Here is a 19,609-nt window from a genome sequence, read left to right on the forward strand (position 1 = left end):
AGGATATAATATATTAATGAAAAAGTAATAGGTGTTGTAGTGCCGCAAAATTAAGGAGGAAATAGCTTTGAAAAGACAAAGTAACCATGAAATTACTTCTATAAATCTTCAAAGACAGCAAGAGATAATTGAAGAGATATCTAGTAATAATAAAGATATTTTAGAGAAAACAGGGAAGCAGAAGAAGGTACTAATAGTAACCTATGGTTGTCAAATGAATGAACATGATTCGGAAAAATTATTAGGTATGCTTAAGGATATGGGCTACGTAGAAACGACAAAAAAGGAATTAGCAGACCTAATTATTTATAATACATGTTGTGTAAGAGAAAATGCAGAGTTAAAGGTTTATGGCAATTTAGGTGCATTAAAACCGTTAAAACAAAAAAACACTGATTTGATTATTGGAGTATGCGGCTGTATGATGCAACAACCTAAAGTAGTAGAAGAAATAAAAAGAAAATATAAGCATGTAGATTTAGTTTTTGGAACACATAATCTACATAATTTTCCTGAACTATTAGCTAACTGTAAACAAGCGGATAATATGTTGGTAGAGGTGTGGGACCAAGAAGGAGAAATTGTAGAAGGTGTACCTACCATAAGAAAATATGATACCAAAGCCTTTGTAAATATTATGTATGGATGTAATAACTTTTGTACTTATTGTATCGTTCCCTACACTAGAGGTAGAGAGCGTAGCAGAGAAGTAAAAGATATTGTTAATGAAGTGGCTCATCTAGTAGAACAAGGTACAAAAGAAATCACCTTACTAGGACAAAATGTAAACTCTTATGGAAAAACCTTGGAGAGAAAAATAGAATTTGCAGATTTACTAAGAGAATTAAACAAAATCAACGGCATCGAGAGAATAAGGTTTATGACATCTCATCCTAAGGATTTATCCCCCAGCTTAATAAAAGCTGTTGCTGAGTCTAATAAAGTCTGTGAACATATACATTTACCGTTTCAAGCAGGCAGTAATAACATTTTAAATAAAATGAATAGAAGTTATACAAAGGAAGGATATTTGGAATTGGTAGAACAACTAAAACAGGCAATTCCTGAGGTTGCATTAACCACGGATATTATTGTCGGTTTTCCAGGAGAAACAGAAGAGGATTTTTTAGATACACTTGATGTAGTGGAAAAGGTTAGATTTCATTCAGCTTTTACCTTTCTATATTCAATCAGAGAAGGTACTCCAGCAGCTAAAATGGAAGAACAGATAGATGATGAAACAAAACATAAAAGATTCAATAAATTAGTAGAAACAGTAAATAGAATTAGTGGTGAAATAAATGAAAGTTACTTAGGAAAAGAAGTTGAAGTCCTAGTTGAAGGTACTAGCAAAACAGATGAAACAAGATTAATGGGTAGGACTAGACAAAACAAATTAGTAAATTTCAAAGGTAGCATATCCCTCATTGGAAAGCTTGTGATGATAAAAATTACTGAAGCAAAAACATTTTCTTTAAATGGAGAAATCATCTCTTAGATAGGATTAAGACTGACTATAATATTAAGTCAGTTTTAATTTTTGCATTAGCGTAGTCATGTAATCATATAAAATGTTATCATAAATGATAAAGTTATTATATAATTTTTTTAAATATTGATATATTTCTGTTATAATATAGCTATGATTTCTTTTAAGGGGGTTATTACAGTGAAGAAGCTAACACCAATGATGCATCAATACTTAACGATAAAAGAACAATACAAAGATGCATTATTACTATTTAGACTAGGGGACTTTTATGAATTGTTTTTAGATGACGCTATTGTTGCATCTAAAGAATTGGAAATCACTTTGACTGGTAGAGACTGTGGTCTAGAAGAGAGAGCCCCTATGTGTGGTGTACCTCATCATTCTGTAAATAATTATATTAATAAGCTTATTACGAAAGGGTATAAAGTAGCTATATGCGAGCAGATTGAAGATGCATCTGAGGCAAAAGGAATTGTTAAGCGAGATGTAGTAAGAATTATTACTCCTGGTACTTTGATAGATACAGAGTTGTTAGAGGATAAAAAGAACAACTATTTAATGTGTATATATGGGAATAACAGTGGATTTGGGATAACCTATGTAGATGTATCAACAGGAGAATTATTTACCACGGAAATTACTCAAGAAAATCTAAAACAAAATCTTGAGGATGAGATATGTAAATTACAACCCAAAGAGATAATTTATTCAATAGAAGATAATGAACTAGAGGATTTTTTAAGAGTATGTGAGAAAAAACATAATTTATACATAAATAAATATGATCAATGGAGATTTGAATATGATTATGTATTAAAACAAATTAAGAAGCACTTTCAAATTTTCACATTAGACTCCTTAGGTTTTGCTAAAAACCACTTAGGTATTTACGCTACTGGGGGATTAATAGACTATCTTAAAACGACACAAAAGAGAGCTCTAAATCATCTTAACAAAATACACATTTATTCATTAAAGCAATCGATGATACTAGATATAACCACTAGACGAAATTTAGAGTTGACAGAAACAATAAGAGAGAATAAGAAAAAGGGTTCTTTGTTAGGGGTATTAGATAAGACAGTAACCTCTATGGGAGGAAGAATGCTTCGGAAATGGATTGAAGAACCATTAATTGATGTGGACAAGATTAATCTAAGATTAGATGCTGTTGAAAGTATAAAAGAAGATATCTTAACAAGAAAAGAACTTAAAGAAAATCTCAAGGAAATTTATGACCTAGAAAGACTATGCAGCAAAATTGTTTATGGAAGTGTAAATCCTAGAGATTTAGTAGCATTGAAAAACTCTCTTAAGCGACTACCTAATATAAAAAACATTATCATAAATCAGAAAGCTGGCTTGTTACAATCAATAGTTGATGAAATAGATAATCATGATACTATAAAAGACTTAATTGAAGAGGCTATATTAGAGGAACCTTCTATTGCAGTAAAAGAGGGTAATGTTATTAAGGATGGCTATAACCAAGAAGTAGATCAGTTGAGAAGTGCATCTAGAGATGGTAAATCCTGGATAACTACTTTAGAACTAAAGGAACGAGAAAAAACGGGGATTAAATCGTTGAAGATAGGATATAACAAAGTATTTGGGTATTATATTGAAGTGACAAGATCAAATTTGTCTATGGTTCCAACTGAATATATAAGAAAACAAACATTATCAAACTGTGAAAGATATATTACACCTGATTTAAAAGAGGTAGAGTCTAAAATTCTTGGTTCAGAGGAAAAAGTAATTTCACTTGAATATCAACTTTTCAACCAGATACGTAGTATTATAGAAAAAGAGGTAGCTAAGATTCAAAATACTGCACGTGCTATAGCTCAATTAGATACCATATATTCTTTGGCAGAGGTTGCCTATGAAAATGGCTATATAAAGCCTATAATTAATAATGAAACAATAATTAGTATCGATAAAGGGAGACATCCAGTAATAGAAAAAATGACTAACAATAGTATTTTTGTACCTAACGATACTTATATAAATCAAAATGAACATGAAGTATCTATAATTACTGGCCCAAATATGGCAGGCAAATCAACCTACATGAGACAGGTGGCATTAATTGTATTAATGGCTCAAATTGGTTCTTTTATATCAGCTGATTCTGGAACTATAGGGGTAGTAGACAGGATATTTACTAGAGTTGGTGCTAGTGATGATCTTAGTCAAGGACAGAGTACATTTATGGTGGAAATGAGTGAAATGGCAAGTATTCTAAACAATGCTACTAATAATAGCTTGTTAATTTTAGATGAAATTGGGAGAGGTACCAGTACATTCGATGGTCTTAGTATAGCTTGGTCTGTAAGTGAATATATCAGTAAGAATATAAAATGTAAAACCTTGTTTTCTACTCATTATCATGAATTAACAGAGCTTGAGGGAAAGGTTAAAGGTATTAAAAATTATCGTATCTCTGTTAAAGAAGAGGGAGAAAATATAGTATTTTTAAGAAAGGTAGTAGAAGGAAGTGCTGATAAAAGCTATGGTATTCAAGTTGCTAAACTGGCTGGACTTCCAAAGGCTGTTATCACAAGGGCCAAGGAGATATTAACAAATCTAGAAAAAAATGATATTACAAAGCATGAAAGTATACAAGAGAGTAAGGACAGCAAAAATACAAAAGAAAATCATCAGTTGAATTTTATAGACATGAATAAAGAAGACATTGCAAATGAGCTTAAACAAATTAATCTACATGAAACAACACCAATAGATGCTCTAAACATTCTTTATCGTTTACAGAGGAAAGCCAATGATCTTTAGGAGGCATTAAATGAGTAAATTAATAAGAATATTAAATGATTTGACTATTAATAAAATAGCGGCAGGGGAGGTAGTAGAGGGCCCTTATTCAGTTGTAAAAGAATTAATTGAAAATGCCATTGATGCAAATGCTACAAATATAACTGTAGAGATAAAAGAGGGTGGACAGAAGTATATTAGAGTTAGCGATAATGGAAAAGGCATTCATGAAGAAGATGTGGAACTGGCTTTTACAAGACATGCTACATCTAAAATACAATCCTTAGAGGACTTAGCTTCTATTATATCCTTAGGTTTTAGAGGAGAAGCTCTTGCAAGTATTGCAGCTGTTTCTCAAATACAAATAATTACAAAACCGAGGGAGCAACCATATGGCATATCATTAGATATTGTGGGTGGGAAGGTGGTTAATAAGCAACAAGTCGGCTCTCCTGATGGGACTACTATTGAAGTTAAGAATATATTTTTTAACACACCAGCTAGATTAAAGTTCATGAAAAGCTCGCAGGCAGAAGCGACAAAAATTGGTGAAATAATGTCAAGGCTTGCCCTTAGTCAACCCAACATTACACTAAAATACATTAACAATAACAATATTATGTTTACTTCTCCTGGAAATAATAATTTAGAACAAACGATTGTTTCTATATTAGATAAAGATTTGTTTAAAAATCTTATATATATAGAAAATTCTACCAATGATATAAAGCTATATGGTTATATTAGTCAACCTACTTATGTAAGAGGGAATAGAAATTTTGAGATTATTTTTGTTAACGGAAGATTTATTAAAAGCAAATTATTATATAAAGCTATTGAAACCGCCTATAAAGAAAAACTTCCGATTAATAAGTTTCCCGTATGTGTTCTAAACATTGACATAAATCCAAATATAATTGATGTTAATATACATCCATCAAAAACTGAGATCAAATTTCATGATGAGGAAATAATATATAGCTTTATTTATAAAACTATACTTGCAAATTTAGCAAAACACACAAAGATACCTGCTATGGTTATGAAAAATATTAACTGGAAATCATTTTTAGCTGGAAATAACCCTTCTACTGAGAGTATCTTCAAAGAGAATAAATGCAACTATAATACACATAATAACAACAAATCTACTAGCCTACAGATATCAATTGAAGGTGCTAAAAAAAATAATGAAACAGAAACTATTGAAAAAGAATTTGAAAAGAATAACAGGAGTACTTCACAAAATAATAATATACAAAAAGACTTAGAGACTACTCAAGAAAACTTTTTAACTAGTCTACTGACAGGATATAGAATCATAGGACAGTTATTTGATACTTATATAATTATTGAAAAAGATTTAGCTATGTATCTTATTGATCAACATGCTGCTCATGAGAGACTGGTCTATAATAAAATGCTACAAGCATATAAAGACAATAATATAATTACTCAACAATTATTGGAAGCAAAAGCTATTGAATTACCTCAAGAAGATTTTCTGTTATTGACAGAGCATATTAAAACTTTTAATGATTTAGGATTTGGAATAGAAGTTTTCGGAAGGAATACCATCATTATAAGAGAAGTACCTCTAATCATGGGGGTGCCAAGAAACTTTGAATTTCTTTTAGAAGTTATAGATGAATTCAAAAATGGCAATCATAATAAAGTGTATTTCAATGAAATTATTATTAGAAAATCTTGTAGAGAAGCTATAAAGGCGATGGACAAATTGAATATAGATGAAATAAATGCTCTTATAATCCAGCTAAGTGAAGTACCACCTCCATTAACCTGTCCACATGGTAGGCCTATTTTATTATCATTAACAAAATATGAAATTGAAAAGAATTTTAAGCGGATTCAGTAGGAGGTAGTTTTTTTGATCAAAAATCAATTACTAATAATTCTAGGTCCCACAGCTGTGGGAAAAACCAACACAGCTATAGAATTAGCAAAAAGGCTAAATGGTGAGATTATATCCGCAGATTCTATGCAGATATATAAACATATGACCATCGGAACAGCCAAACCTTCAAAAGAAGAGATGCAAGGAATTCCTCACCATATAATGGATATAATAGAACCAGATGAACAATATTCAGTTGCATCCTTTCAAAAAGATGCAAAAGAAAAAATTGATGATATCTTTCATAGAAGGAAGAATCCTATTATAGTAGGTGGAACAGGATTATATGTTAATTCTATTATTTATAATATGGATTTTACAAGTACAATATCTAATTGGAGTTTAAGAAAGCAACTAGAGGAAGAAGCACAGAAGTATGGCAATGAATATGTACATAACAAATTACTAGATTTAGATCCAGAAGCTGCTGAAAGAATCCATAAAAATAATCTCAAGCGAGTAATTAGAGCTATAGAAGTAGTACATGAAAGTGGAGAGAAAATTGGAGACTTTAGTAAACAACTAAAGCTAAATGATGAATATGACATTATCTTAATCGGATTAACGAGAGATAGAGATGAGTTGTATGAACGAATTAATAGACGAGTGAATTTAATGATAGAAGATGGTCTAATTGCTGAAGTGAAATACCTTTTATCGTTGGGGTATAAAGAAGACATTATAGCATTTAAAGGGCTAGGATATAAAGAAATAATAAATTACTTAAATAGTAAGTATAGTTTAGAAGAAGCTATAGAAATAATTAAAAGAGATACACGAAGATATGCTAAGCGCCAACTGACTTGGTTCAGAAGACTAGAAAATATTAAATGGTATAACTTATCTGAATGGAGTTCAAATGAAAAATTAATCGATAATATTATGGAATACATTGAAGGACATTTTAATCTCTTATAGAATAATAATAATAGTAATATGACAAAATTAATGAAAAATTATAAAATCATAGGTCTTATTGCTTTGATTAAATATTAGTATTAGGATAATTTGAGGAGGGTTAACATGAAAAATAATATCAATCTACAGGATATTTTTCTAAATCAAGTTAGAAAAGAAAGTATTCTAATAACCATATACTTGGTAAATGGATTTCAGCTAAAGGGACTTGTTAAAGGATTTGATAATTATACGATAGTATTAGATACAGATGGGAAACAACAATTAATATACAAACATGCTATTTCAACCATTTCTCCTAGTACCACTGTAAATTTTCTACAAAACACAAAAAACTCACCAGAATAATAAATACGAATTAGCGTGCTTCCTTATTAGTTATAATAGGGAAGTTTTTTCATTTAGATATAAATGAACTGAAATGTAATTATTCACCTTTATTATCTATTTGTATCACATATTATATAGTAGAGGAATATGATAATATAGTATGTATTTTGAGGTGATAAAGGTGCCGAAAAAGATAAAAAAGGAAGTAAACTATTTATATCAATTAGCAAAGCAAGGCTCTATTGGAAGTAATGAATTTTTAAATCATCTTATTATAGATTCAAAGTTAAGTACAGAACAGATTAATCAAAAGTCCTCTCAAGATAACAATAGAGAAGAAGATTCCTTTGACTCAATAATAAAGGAATTGTATCAGCTAATTGGGCTGAGAGAAGTAAAAGAAATTGTTAATGAAATATTAGCATATATAGAAATACAGCAAAGACGTAGACTTCAAGGGCTTAATGCTGCCCCATTAGTGCTGCATATGATATTTAAAGGAAATCCTGGGACAGGAAAAACGACAGTTGCAAGAATTTTAGCAAGAATATTTAAAGCAAAAAACCTCTTAAGCAAAGGACATCTAATTGAAGTAGAAAGGGCAGATCTAGTAGGGGAATATATAGGACATACAGCATTAAAAGTCAGAACACAAGTAAAAGAAAGCTTAGGTGGTATTCTTTTTATTGATGAAGCATATTCTTTAGCAAGAGGGGGGGAAAAGGATTTCGGTAAAGAAGCAATAGATGCATTAGTAAAAGCTATGGAAGATAATAAAGATCAGTTTATATTAATTTTGGCAGGTTACCAAGAAGAAATGGATGATTTTCTTAAAGTAAATCCTGGACTTAAATCCAGATTTCCTATACATATAGACTTTTTAGATTATTCTATTGAAGAGTTAATAGACATAGCAGAACTAATGGTAAATGAGAGACAATATAGTATGTCTAAATCTGCAAAGGCAAAGCTCTATAATATTTTAGCTTCCAAAAGAAAAAAAGAAAGTAGATATTCTGGTAATGCTAGATTAGTAAGAAATCTAATAGAAAAATCCATAAGAAAGCAAGCAGTTAGATTAAAAGAAAAAGAACTTTGTACAAGAGATGATTTAATTATGCTTAAAAGAGAGGATTTTCTGGATGGTGAAGCTTAATGAATAATTGTATATTACTAGGTAAACCCAATGTAGGAAAAACTACTTTTTTTCTATCTTATGCTGAATATTTAGGGGTTACAAGTTGCATCTTAGAATTTGAAAATTTTGAAGGTAGCGTTACTAGAAAAAATTATTCTATAAACGTCGCAAGAAGCTATCTAATCAATCAAACTCCATTTAAAACAAAAGAAATCTGTAGAATGAATCTTTCTATTCCTGTGTACAAAGGGAGAACAGAAATTACATTATTTGATACTGGAGGATTGATTGATGGAATAAGTGCAAATGAAATAGTTAGAAAATCAATGGCGGAGGCATTAAAACAGTTATACTTAGCCGATTTAATATTACATATGATAGATGCCTCTAGTGTAGATCATAATTGTTGCAGCACTTTAAGTGAAATAGATTATCAGATTAATCAGTATGGGCATTCAAGAGGAGCCTACTGTATATTAGCAAACAAAATAGATTTAGAGGAAGGTGAAAAAGGCTTATCATTTATAAGAAAAGAGTTCAAGGATACCTACATAATACCTATTTCTGCAAGAAAAATGAAAGGCTTTAAAGAGGTGAATAAATTTGTATCTAGAGTTATTCAATAAATATATTGGATTATTACTGTTAGGGGTAGTAATAAAATTACTAGATGACGAGGTAGATGAGGATACTAAGGATAAGATAGCAGAAAGTAAAATCTATGCTAATCTTTCACAGTATAAACTGCCCTATAGTCTACTTTTTTTATCCTTAGCCATGCTACTACAGCCACATCTAGTGTTTTCAATATTTACTTCTGCTTACATAATAGGTATGTTTTACTTTCCTCATCAAATTTTACCTTTAAAGCTTAAAGCGTACCAGGAAATGATTATATTGATACTGTTAAATATAATTTTCATTCCTCCTAATATTTTTGCTATTGCCTTTTTATCAATACTTTTGATTCAATTTATAGATGATTTGTTAGATTATCAATATGATTTTAAATATGGCTATAAAAACTATGTAAATAATTTGGGCTTAGGAGAAATCGTAATAGCTTCTAGTATTCTTTTAATCATATGCTTTATAATATCATGGACTAATACTATTACAATTCTAACTTCGAGTTTTTTAGTAAATTATCTCTATGATAAAATATAGGAGGGATCAAATGCTTTATGGGTATATACTTATCTTTTACTTAGTGATATTATTATTAGGGTATAGCATTGGAAGAAGAATTGGGATAGAAGAGGGGCGGGAAAAGGCTATTAATCAGACTGTTATTGGGTTAAAAATTGATTATTATAACAAGAAAAAATGTCCAATTTGTTCTAGCTCTAAAAATCTTCATAAAATGAGACTCAACTCAGAAGGGATTATTCCCCCTACTGAGCTATAGACGATTCTGCTTGGAGAAAATATAGTATTTAATCTAGCTTTTAGGTAGGCAGGAGATTTATCATTACAACCAAGGAGGAAATAGATTATTAACAAATGAGGAGGTATCAATGGATGAATTTAGATAAAGACATATTACATAACTTATTTGAAATTGAGGAAAGTATTATACAAAAGGTTGATGACATCGAAGCAAGCTTATCTGAAACCTTTGAAAAGATAGATGCTATTAAAGCTTTTAATCAATACAAGGTAATAAATAAAATGCAAGAGGCCAATCTAAGTGATCAGCATTTTAATTGGACAACAGGCTATGGATATAATGATATAGGACGTGACAAACTTGAAGAAATCTATGCCGCGGTTTTTGGTGTAGAAGATGCTATAGTGCGGCCCACTATTGTTAATGGTACTCATGCTCTAACCTTATGCTTAACAGGTTTATTGAGAAGTGGTGATGAAATGATTGCTGTTACCGGCAAGCCATACGATACCCTAAATGAACTAATTGGCATTAGTGGTAACTATCCAGCAAGCTTTAAAAATACTAATATAAGCTACAAACAAATTGACTTTTTAATAAATGGAGAAATAGACTTTCCAGCTATAGAAGAAAAAGTTTCTGAAAAAACAAAGCTAGTATATATTCAAAGGTCTACTGGTTATGGATTCAGAAAAGCTGTCAACATTCAAACTATTAAAAAGATAGTAGATTTAGTAAAAGCTAAAAACCCAGGAGTTATCTGTATGGTCGATAATTGCTATGGTGAGTTTCTTGAGACAAAAGAGCCTACGGAGGTGGGGGTAGATATTTTAGCTGGGTCTCTAATTAAAAACCCTGGGGGAGGACTAGCTTTATCCGGCGGATATATAGTTGGCAAAAGACACTTAATTGAATTGATATCCTATAAACTGACGTCCCCAGGGATTGGGAAAGAGTGCGGTTTAACATTTGGTTTAAATAGATCAATGTTTCAAGGACTGTTTTTAGCTCCTCATGTTGTAGGAGAGGCCATAAAGGGAGCTGTATTTTGTTCTAAGCTATTTGAAAACGAAGGATATGAGGTAAAACCTAAGTACAACGAAGATAGAAGTGATATTATCCAAGCCATCAAACTAGAAGATGAAGAAAAAGTACTGGCCTTTTGCAAAGGAGTACAAGCAGCAGCTCCTGTAGATGCATTTGTAACTCCAATACCTTGGGACATGCCTGGGTATGATAATCCTGTGATTATGGCTGCTGGGGCCTTTATACAAGGCTCATCAATAGAGCTAAGTGCAGATGCTCCAATAAAACCACCTTACATAGTATATTTTCAAGGTGGACTAACTTATGAGCATAGTAAATTAGGTGCTCTAAAAGCATTGCAAAATATAAAAGACTTAAAAAGAAGGAAATAAAAACCCAAGTTAGACAAAGAGGGGAAAAAGGCCGGAGGGACAGGGGACGGAGATGCGTCCCGTAAGCAGAGGGACATGCCTCCGTCCCCTGTCCCTGAGAGGTTGAGGGCATAAGAAAACCCAGCCATTGCAACGCTAGTAGAAGTGCGCAATATTCTGGGTTTTAATTTTATATTTTTCTAAACACCCCTACAACCTTACCTAAAATTGCAATATCCTTTACTAAGATAGGTTCCATAAATTTATTTTCAGGTTGCAGCCTGATATGATCAAATTCTCGATAAAACCTTTTAACTGTAGCCTCTTCATCTAACAAAGCTACTACAATATCACCATTACTGGCATGAGTCTGTTGTCTCACAATAACATAATCATCGTTTAGGATGCCGGCTTCAATCATGCTATCACCCTTAATGGATAATATAAATACATCTTTATTATTATGATTCACAAAATCTGCTGGAAGTGGGAATGTTTCTTCTATATTTTCTACTGCTAAAATTGGTTCACCAGCAGTTACCTTACCGATGATCGGTATGCTAATCATCTCTTTATTTAATCTAAAATCATATGTAGAATCATTATCTAGTATCTCAATAGCTCTTGGCTTTGTAGGATCCTTTCTAATATAACCCTTTTCTTCTAATTTGTTTAAATGTCCATGAACTGTTGAGGTGGATTTCAACTCCACTGCTTGACAGATTTCTCTAACAGAGGGTGGATAACCTTTAGCATTAATTTCTTTTTTCATATATTTTAATATCTCCATCTGTTTATTACTTAAATCTTCATACATAGAAATAGAGGCTCCCTTCTAATCATTTATTAAGGTATATAATACCACTAGTATACCATATAAAGAATGCAATATCAAACATTTGTTCGCAATAATGAATCATGTTATTTCTTATTGTTCCTCATCTAACCATTCAAAATTTTTAACGATTTCTCGCTTTACATCCTTTTTATGAGCTGCATATAGTTGAGTAGTTGTAACATTATCATGATCCAGCAAATTTTGCACATCGTATATAGAAAAACCTTGTTGAATTAATGAGGTAGCAGCTGTTGCCCTTAACTTATGGGGGCTATAACCACTATCTCGGCTAGTTCCTAAGGCTAAAGATGTATATTTTTTCACTAAATTACGGATAGCTCTAATTGTCATACGCTTGTTTTGAATAGACAGAAAAAGTGCATCTTTATCATAATCCTCTAATATACTATCTAAAGGTCGTTCATCTTTTATATATTCCTTAATAACTCTTTCGCAGGTTTTATTTAAAGGCATTAATACTTCTTTGCCACGTTTTCGATAGATCCTAAAATCTCCTCTATTAAAGTTAAAAGATGAAACATTTAATTGTTGCAGTTCACTTACTCTAAGACCATAAGTAATAAATAATACAATAATAGCTTTATCTCTTAGCTTAGTTTTCTGCCAATAAATTTTCTCTTTCTCTGTAAAGACACTACCTGTTTCAATAATATCCAACATTTTTGCAACTTCATCAATCTCTAATTTTTTAATTGCATCCGGCTGTGGTTTGGGCAACCTAATAGGATTAAATCCATCAGTTATATTTTTGCTGATTATTTCATCTCGATATAAAAACTTAAATAAAACAGATAAAGAAGATTTTTTCCTTGCTAAAGATCTATTATGATTTTCTACTATCTTAGTATATTCCTCATTTTCCATAGTATATCTTGAACAATAATCTCCTAAAAATCGATTTATGTCTTTAGCAGCAATATGACTAAATTCTTCTATTGAGATTTCTGTAGTAGATGAAGCTTGACTTAAGGAGCTTGAATGAATAAGGTATCTACAGAAAAAAAAGATATCTTCTAAATAGGCTAACCGAGTAGATAAGGCAACACCACTTTTTAAATATAAAAAGAAATCTCTCATGAAGGATGGTAATTGTCCTTCAATTTCTAGGCATCTTTCAACTATCTGGTTCTGTTTTAAAACTATATTATCAGGCTTATCAGATTTATTGTGTATTAATAATCTATTCTTTGACATAAACACACCTCTTTACAACTTTTGTTTTAAGTATATTATATCATTTCCGGAGAGTGATAAGTATATTAGTCAATAAAAACAGTTAAAATCATAATAAGAACTAGAAAAATATGAAATGATTTTTTCTAGTAGGGAAAAGCTAGATAAAAATCAGCTAATATTTTAGTAAAAAGAGGAATTTAAATAACATTAAATTGGCTACAAGGTGTATCCATTGAAATAACAAACATATAGCCATAATTACCTTGACAAGAATAAATATTATTGGTACTCTAAAATTAACTTTATTTATTTCTCTCTATTTCTCTATATTGATATTTACTGTCTTTAACAAGGCTATGAGAAATTTTTAGAGTGCTTAACTAACTGAATAGGGAGGAAACAAGAATGGAGAATAAAGCTGTAGTCTTAGGGTCAAACTACTATATAGGCCTTAGCCTAATACGTTGTTTAGGGATAAATGGAATAACAGTTGTTGCTATAGATCACTCTAGGAAGGATACATATGGCTCTGAATCTAAATATTGTTCTGAGAGAATAATTGCTCCCCATTATAGAGAAGAAACTAGAGAATTTATTAGTTTTCTAAAAAACTATGCCAACAAACAAAGTCATCCTCCTGTGCTTTTTCCATCTGCAGACCCCTATGTTGAAGTCATAGATCAGCATTTAGAAGAGCTTAAAGAGTTTTTTCTAATTCCTCAGACGGAACCTGGTTTATATACCAAAACCATGAATAAAGAAAAATTACATAAACTGGCCATAGAAAAAGGTGTAGCAGTACCAGAAACTGTAAGCATGTATGAGGAAGATTTCTTAGAAAAAGCAGAAAATACTCTTAAATTTCCGTGTATTGTTAAGCCTGTTGATTCTCATACATTTGTATCAGTATTTAGAAGAAAAATGTTTAAAGTCCAGAATAGAGAAGAATTAGAAACTGCAGTGGCTAAAGCAAAAAAAGCAGGATTAGAAGTAATCGTTCAAAGGATTATTCCAGGCTTTGATGACCATATGTATACTTTTGATGCTTATCTAAATCAAAATGCAAAGATTACTCACTGGACAACCTTTCAAAAGTATCGTCAGTATCCAATAAATTTTGGAGCTTCTGTTTATACCACTCAAAAGTATGTTCCAGAGTTGTACGAAATAGGAGCTGGATTCTTAGAAGCTATAAAATTTAAGGGCTTTGTGGAAATAGAGTTTAAAAAAGATGCTGAAACTGGAAAATTTTATTTGATTGAATTAAATGTTAGAACGACTAATTTTAATCAGCTATTATATAAGGTGGGTCTCAATATGCCATATATTGCCTATAGGGACTTAACCGGCAACCCTCTAGAGCCTAAAGCAATTAAAGAAGATACTAACATAGTGTTTTGGTATGCATTTGAAGACTTATTAGCTGTTAAGGAATATATTAAAACTGGACAACTATCTTTGGGGAAAGTGCTTGTTTCCTATTTTAAGCCAAAAGCATATGCAATTTGGGATTGGAAGGATCCTAAACCAGCCTTTAGCTTTTTAAAAATAATTCTTAATAAGGTATTTAGAAAGATATCAAGAAAATAGTAACCTTTTACACGCTTTATTAGATATGTGAAGTCACCAAAATATTTGTAAGGGATGGATATTATAATGCAATTATCTACATTAATAAAAGGCCTTGATTTTATTGAGATAAAAGGAGATATAAATAAAGAAATAAGCTCTATAGCTTATGACTCAAGAAAAGTAATAGAGAATAGTGTTTTTGTAGCTATTTCTGGTTATAGAGAAGATGGACATGCTTATATTAATGAAGCAATAAAAAAGGGGGCATCTGCTATTATCCTCGAGAAGGATATAGCAATAGAAGGTAACAACATCACAATCTTGAAGGTTCAAAATTCTAGAAAGGCTTTAGCTAAAATATCATCAAATTATTATCATAATCCTAGTGATAGCTTAAATATTGTTGGAATTACAGGAACAAATGGCAAAACCTCCATAACCTATTTGGTGAAATCTATTTTTGAACAAACCAATAGGCCAACTAGTCTTATAGGCACCATTGGGAGCGTAATTGGCGATCAAATAACAGAAAATAAGAATACAACTCCGGAATCATTAGAGCTTCAGAGAACGTTTTCTGAGATTTTAAAATATAATATTGAAACCTGTATTATGGAAGTATCATCCCATGCATTAAGTCTTCATAGAGTAGCTGCATGCAGTTTTAATACTGGTGTGTTTACTAATCTTACTCCAGATCATTTAGAATTACATAAAAGCATGGATGAATATTTTAATGCAAAAGCTGAACTATTTAAAATGACAAAAGATTATAATGTAGTAAATGCAGATGACGAATATGGAATAAAACTAATTAAACGAATTAAAAACTATGAAACGAAACTAATCACCTACGGCATTGAGAATAAAGCTGATATCTATGCAACAGATATTCGTTATTCTGTTGAAGGAGTAAAATATGTTGCAAATACACCAAAAGGAAGTATTGATATTCATGTAAACATTCCAGGTACTATCTATGTCTATAACAGTTTAGCAGCAATTGCATGTGCTTATTGTAATAATATTGATTTAATAGACATACAAAAAGGTATTAATGCAGTTAAATATATTAAAGGAAGGTTTGAAATAGTGCCTACAGGTAAAGACTACACAGTCATTATAGACTTTGCCCATACGGAGGATGCTTTAGAAAAAGCACTTACTACCATAAAACAATTTGCCAAAGGAAGGATTATACTAGTTTTTGGAGTATATGCTCCAGGAGCAGAATCGGGCAAAGGTAAACGAAGAGGTATGGGTAAGGTAGCTGCCAAATATGCTGATCTTTCCATTGTTACATCTGACAACCCTAAAAGAGATAATCCGGAACTAATCATAGCAGATATCACCGAATCGATTGAAGAGGAAAATGGTGATTATGTGGCCATTATTGATAGAAAAAAAGCTATCAGATATGCAATTGAAAACAGTAGGAAGGATGATGTAATTTTAATTGCAGGCAAAGGTCATGAAACCACCCAAATTATTGGTGATGAAGCAATTCCTTTTAATGAAAAAGAAATAGTTATTGAATTAGTTAGTAATGATCAAAAAACAAGTTAATACTAGAATAATCGTTAAACCTCCTAAAGTTAAACATGGAAGACAAGTACATGGTAAATCAACTTTAGGAGGTTTTATATTTTTGATAACTGTTAGAAAATAATTCTAGCAGAAGCGGTAATCAATAACAATATTATTTATAATCTATAACTATTCCCTAAATATACATTTAAAGAATAGTTATAAGGAGTAAGGGTTACCACTGACTATATAAATCTAGCCCTATTTTTTATATCGAATATCTAACCCCTTACTACTTCTTTCTTTAGATTAATTACAATGGCGAAACTTTTATGACAATAATTAAATACTGAGAAATTAAAAAGCTTTAAAGTTCTAGCTGGCGTTCAATTTAGAGCTTACTATTAAAACATAACAACTATATTTATGGGGATTACCGCTGTCGAATCCACTAGAATCTAAAGGTTCTAGCTATAATAATCTTCGACATCAAACTGCATTCAAAATAAATAATTTGTCAACTACACCCTAGGATTTATCGACATTTTTTACAACCATTACATTAGCTTTTGCGACCACATTCGACTTAGAAAAACCGAATGCATAAAGAGTTTATAATTATACACAATATGCATAATATACATCCTATGTATTAATATTCACATGGCGTTGTACTATCTGTAAGAAACTGGTTTTAAGATCAGCTATTTCCCAGCATTTTATTAATTGAGAATCGATATTAATCGATATTACATGAAAGGCATGTTTTTTTTACAGGCCTTCTTATGATTTATTTGATAAATTGGGCATATTATTATTGGAGGTGTTTATCTTGGTCATTAGGTTTGGATATGTTGCTATAGCATTAAATATTAATGAAGGTTCTCCAAATAAAACAATAACATATAAGCTCTACTCTAATCTTCCAGATAATGAAACAAAACTATACAAGCTGAAATCTTTAACAAAAAAGAATTTAGATACTACTAAAAGGATTCTAATTTACAATAAAGCACATAATATCATGGTCTATCGTTTCACTTCTAAGCTAGTACCCCTTGCTACTCATCCTGATGTTTTAAAATGGGATTACATAACGGAGTTTCGTGAACTCTATAAGGATATAGGTGACTATATAAAGAAATATAATCTCAGAGTAAGTGCTCACCCTGACCATTTTACTCTTATTAATACTTTAAATGAGGATGTTTTACGAGCTTCTTTAGAGGACTTAGAATACCATGCAAGAATTTTTGAAGCCATGGACCTATCTTCTAATGATGCAAAGCTTGTCTTGCATGTTGGAGGTACCTATGGAAACAAACTAAAGGCTACAGAACGATTTATTAGCAATTTTAAAGGATTAGATACGAGATATAAAGATAGAATTATTTTAGAAAATGATGATAAGTCTTTTACTGCTAAGGAAGTCTTAGAAATCTGTGAACATTTGGAAATACCTATGGTACTAGACATTCATCATCATTGGTGCAATAATAATGGAGAAAAACTAGAAGCCTTGCTACCATCAATTTTTAATACATGGAGAAATGAAAAGCAGCCACCTAAAATTCATGCTTCTAGTCCTAAAAATGAAAAGAACATTAGAGCACATGCTGATTATATTGAAAAGGATTTTCTAATGGATTTTATTAATGCAGCCCAAAATTATGGTGAGGATTTTGATGTTATGATTGAGGCTAAAAATAAAGATTTAGCATTATTTCAACTAATTGAAGATCTAAAACAGGAATCAAAAATTAGGGTAATAAATGATGCAGCTGTAGAAATAAATTAATCAATTATAGGAGGGCCTCTACCCTCCTATTGACTATATTAATTTCTCTGTGTATATATTTAATAGATTTAATCTTTCTATTTTTTTCTTTATTTCATTAGTGTCTAAACTATACAATCCTTTTTCCTTCATTCTGTTAAAAAAGCTAGCCCCGGCAAAAGTATATCTTCTCTTTAAGCCTTCTTCCTTTACTATTTCCTCATTAGCATATGCAATCAAATCACCAGAAGCAAGGTTTCTCGGTAGCTCTAATAAAGGCATTCCTAATAATACTCTGACACTATTATGACCAGCTAAACTACCTGTGACTATCGCTTCTGTATGACCGACAAAAAGGCCGCCCTTTTCTCCTGCACATAATAAGTTATCTACACCTTCCACCTTCATGCTATTATTACGTGGTGCTATGGATAGATATCTAATAGAGTTACCTATACCACCAGCATAGGGATCTTCAAATCTAGCATTTTCAAAACCTTTTATACTTCTTAGTTTTTCCAAAGGATAAAAAGGTGCCATCAGCTTCGCATGTCCTGTATCTAGTAAAACTATGTTCTCAGCATATTCCTTTAAAGCATATTGTTGACATACCTTGATATTCAGTTTATCTAAGTTGATATCCTCTTTAGGTAAAGGTAACACCACTACCCCTTTATTGTTTAACTCTTGTATCAATTCTTCAGATAAAGAATATTTGTTTAACTTACAGGAACCACTAAAGGCTCCAAAAGAACCATTAGCTCTTCGGCCTAGTATATCCTCTACACCAGCCTTATAGCTTATACTAACCCTAGGGCCAAAGGATGGACATCTTAATATACACATAGCACATCCATTCCCATACTTAAGACAATTCCCCATAGGACCTGTAGAGCCTGTAGTTTCAATAAATACATCTCCGGTTATAACACGATTGTCATGTAATTTCACTGCGGTGATGCTATTATTTTCTTTAATAACATCTGTAACTCTACTTTTTAAATAAATTTCAATCCCTTGAGATGTAAGGAGCCTCGTTACCTGTGGTTCAATAATATTCACATCATAAAGACTTGCATGTTTATGTCCAGGAAAATCAATATTTTTATGTCTAGAAAAATCATCACACAACTGAAATAAATCATAGGATCCTAATAAAATTGACTCCTCAGCAGCAGTATATCTTCCATTATTCCTCATGATCCCTCCTACATTACCTAAACCTAAAAGCATATCCGTTCGCTCGTGTACTGCCACGTCAGCCCCGGCTTTTTTTGCTGTAATCGCAGCTGCACACCCAGCCCAGCCTCCACCGATTATTACCACTTTTGGTTTACTCATCA

The 19,609-nt window shown here is 31.4% G+C and carries 16 protein-coding genes; 13 read left to right on the forward strand and 3 right to left on the reverse strand.

The window, feature by feature from the left end; genetic code table 11:
* The first annotated feature begins 67 nt into the window (after positions 1 to 67).
* From miaB to BMX10_RS01460, 10 genes are all read left to right on the forward strand, one after another.
* Positions 68 to 1,498, forward strand: a complete 1,431-nt coding sequence (gene miaB, locus BMX10_RS01415; RefSeq protein WP_090438172.1) for a tRNA (N6-isopentenyl adenosine(37)-C2)-methylthiotransferase MiaB — start codon at positions 68 to 70, stop codon at positions 1,496 to 1,498.
* Positions 1,499 to 1,669: 171 nt separating this feature from the next.
* Positions 1,670 to 4,288 (forward strand): DNA mismatch repair protein MutS, encoded by a 2,619-nt coding sequence (gene mutS, locus BMX10_RS01420; protein WP_090438177.1) that lies wholly within the window; start codon positions 1,670 to 1,672, stop codon positions 4,286 to 4,288.
* Between the two features lie 10 nt (positions 4,289 to 4,298).
* Positions 4,299 to 6,143, forward strand: a complete 1,845-nt coding sequence (gene mutL, locus BMX10_RS01425) for a DNA mismatch repair endonuclease MutL (RefSeq protein ID WP_090438180.1) — start codon at positions 4,299 to 4,301, stop codon at positions 6,141 to 6,143.
* 15 nt (positions 6,144 to 6,158) lie between these two features.
* Positions 6,159 to 7,100 (forward strand): tRNA (adenosine(37)-N6)-dimethylallyltransferase MiaA, encoded by a 942-nt coding sequence (gene miaA, locus BMX10_RS01430; protein ID WP_090438927.1) that lies wholly within the window; start codon positions 6,159 to 6,161, stop codon positions 7,098 to 7,100.
* Between the two features lie 105 nt (positions 7,101 to 7,205).
* On the forward strand, positions 7,206 to 7,448 hold the full coding sequence (gene hfq, locus BMX10_RS01435) for an RNA chaperone Hfq (RefSeq protein WP_090438183.1): 243 nt from the start codon (positions 7,206 to 7,208) through the stop codon (positions 7,446 to 7,448).
* A 163-nt stretch (positions 7,449 to 7,611) separates the two neighbouring features.
* A complete protein-coding gene (locus BMX10_RS01440; protein ID WP_244272593.1) occupies positions 7,612 to 8,586 on the forward strand; it encodes an AAA family ATPase in 975 nt (324 codons plus the stop codon).
* The gene (locus tag BMX10_RS01445) at positions 8,586 to 9,194 is read left to right on the forward strand and encodes a GTPase domain-containing protein (RefSeq protein WP_090438187.1); all 609 of its coding nucleotides are present in this window, start codon (positions 8,586 to 8,588) and stop codon (positions 9,192 to 9,194) included. Before BMX10_RS01440 ends, BMX10_RS01445 begins: the two co-directional genes overlap by 1 nt.
* On the forward strand, positions 9,172 to 9,735 hold the full coding sequence (locus tag BMX10_RS01450) for a hypothetical protein (RefSeq protein WP_090438190.1): 564 nt from the start codon (positions 9,172 to 9,174) through the stop codon (positions 9,733 to 9,735). Before BMX10_RS01445 ends, BMX10_RS01450 begins: the two co-directional genes overlap by 23 nt.
* Positions 9,736 to 9,745: 10 nt before the next feature.
* A complete protein-coding gene (locus BMX10_RS01455; RefSeq protein ID WP_090438193.1) occupies positions 9,746 to 9,976 on the forward strand; it encodes a hypothetical protein in 231 nt (76 codons plus the stop codon).
* A gap of 113 nt (positions 9,977 to 10,089) precedes the next feature.
* Positions 10,090 to 11,376 (forward strand): methionine gamma-lyase family protein, encoded by a 1,287-nt coding sequence (locus BMX10_RS01460; protein ID WP_090438195.1) that lies wholly within the window; start codon positions 10,090 to 10,092, stop codon positions 11,374 to 11,376.
* Between the two features lie 169 nt (positions 11,377 to 11,545).
* On the opposite strand, the gene lexA is transcribed toward BMX10_RS01460, so the two are convergent.
* Together lexA and BMX10_RS01470 are read right to left on the reverse strand one after the other, a co-directional pair.
* Positions 11,546 to 12,172, reverse strand: coding sequence for a transcriptional repressor LexA (lexA, locus tag BMX10_RS01465; protein ID WP_090438198.1), 627 nt, complete (start codon positions 12,170 to 12,172; stop codon positions 11,546 to 11,548).
* Positions 12,173 to 12,283: 111 nt separating this feature from the next.
* Positions 12,284 to 13,408 (reverse strand): tyrosine-type recombinase/integrase, encoded by a 1,125-nt coding sequence (locus tag BMX10_RS01470; protein ID WP_090438201.1) that lies wholly within the window; start codon positions 13,406 to 13,408, stop codon positions 12,284 to 12,286.
* A gap of 387 nt (positions 13,409 to 13,795) precedes the next feature.
* Here BMX10_RS01470 and BMX10_RS01475 point away from each other — a divergent pair, with 387 nt between their 5' ends.
* The 3 genes from BMX10_RS01475 (at position 13,796) to uvsE (ending at position 18,287) form a co-directional block, all read left to right on the forward strand.
* Positions 13,796 to 14,980: a carboxylate--amine ligase gene (locus BMX10_RS01475; protein WP_090438204.1), complete on the forward strand. Its 1,185-nt coding sequence runs from the start codon at positions 13,796 to 13,798 to the stop codon at positions 14,978 to 14,980.
* Between the two features lie 66 nt (positions 14,981 to 15,046).
* A complete protein-coding gene (locus BMX10_RS01480) occupies positions 15,047 to 16,528 on the forward strand; it encodes a UDP-N-acetylmuramoyl-L-alanyl-D-glutamate--2,6-diaminopimelate ligase (protein ID WP_090438207.1) in 1,482 nt (493 codons plus the stop codon).
* A gap of 793 nt (positions 16,529 to 17,321) precedes the next feature.
* Complete coding sequence (uvsE, locus tag BMX10_RS01485; RefSeq protein ID WP_090438210.1) at positions 17,322 to 18,287, forward strand: UV DNA damage repair endonuclease UvsE; 966 nt, start codon at positions 17,322 to 17,324, stop codon at positions 18,285 to 18,287.
* 33 nt (positions 18,288 to 18,320) lie between these two features.
* Here uvsE and BMX10_RS01490 read toward each other — a convergent pair whose 3' ends face one another.
* Positions 18,321 to 19,607, reverse strand: a complete 1,287-nt coding sequence (locus BMX10_RS01490) for an FAD-dependent oxidoreductase (RefSeq protein ID WP_090438213.1) — start codon at positions 19,605 to 19,607, stop codon at positions 18,321 to 18,323.
* Positions 19,608 to 19,609 lie beyond the last annotated feature (2 nt).

The sequence above is a fragment of the Natronincola peptidivorans genome (assembly GCF_900111615.1).
Taxonomy (GTDB): Bacteria; Bacillota; Clostridia; order Peptostreptococcales; family Natronincolaceae; genus Natronincola_A; species Natronincola_A peptidivorans.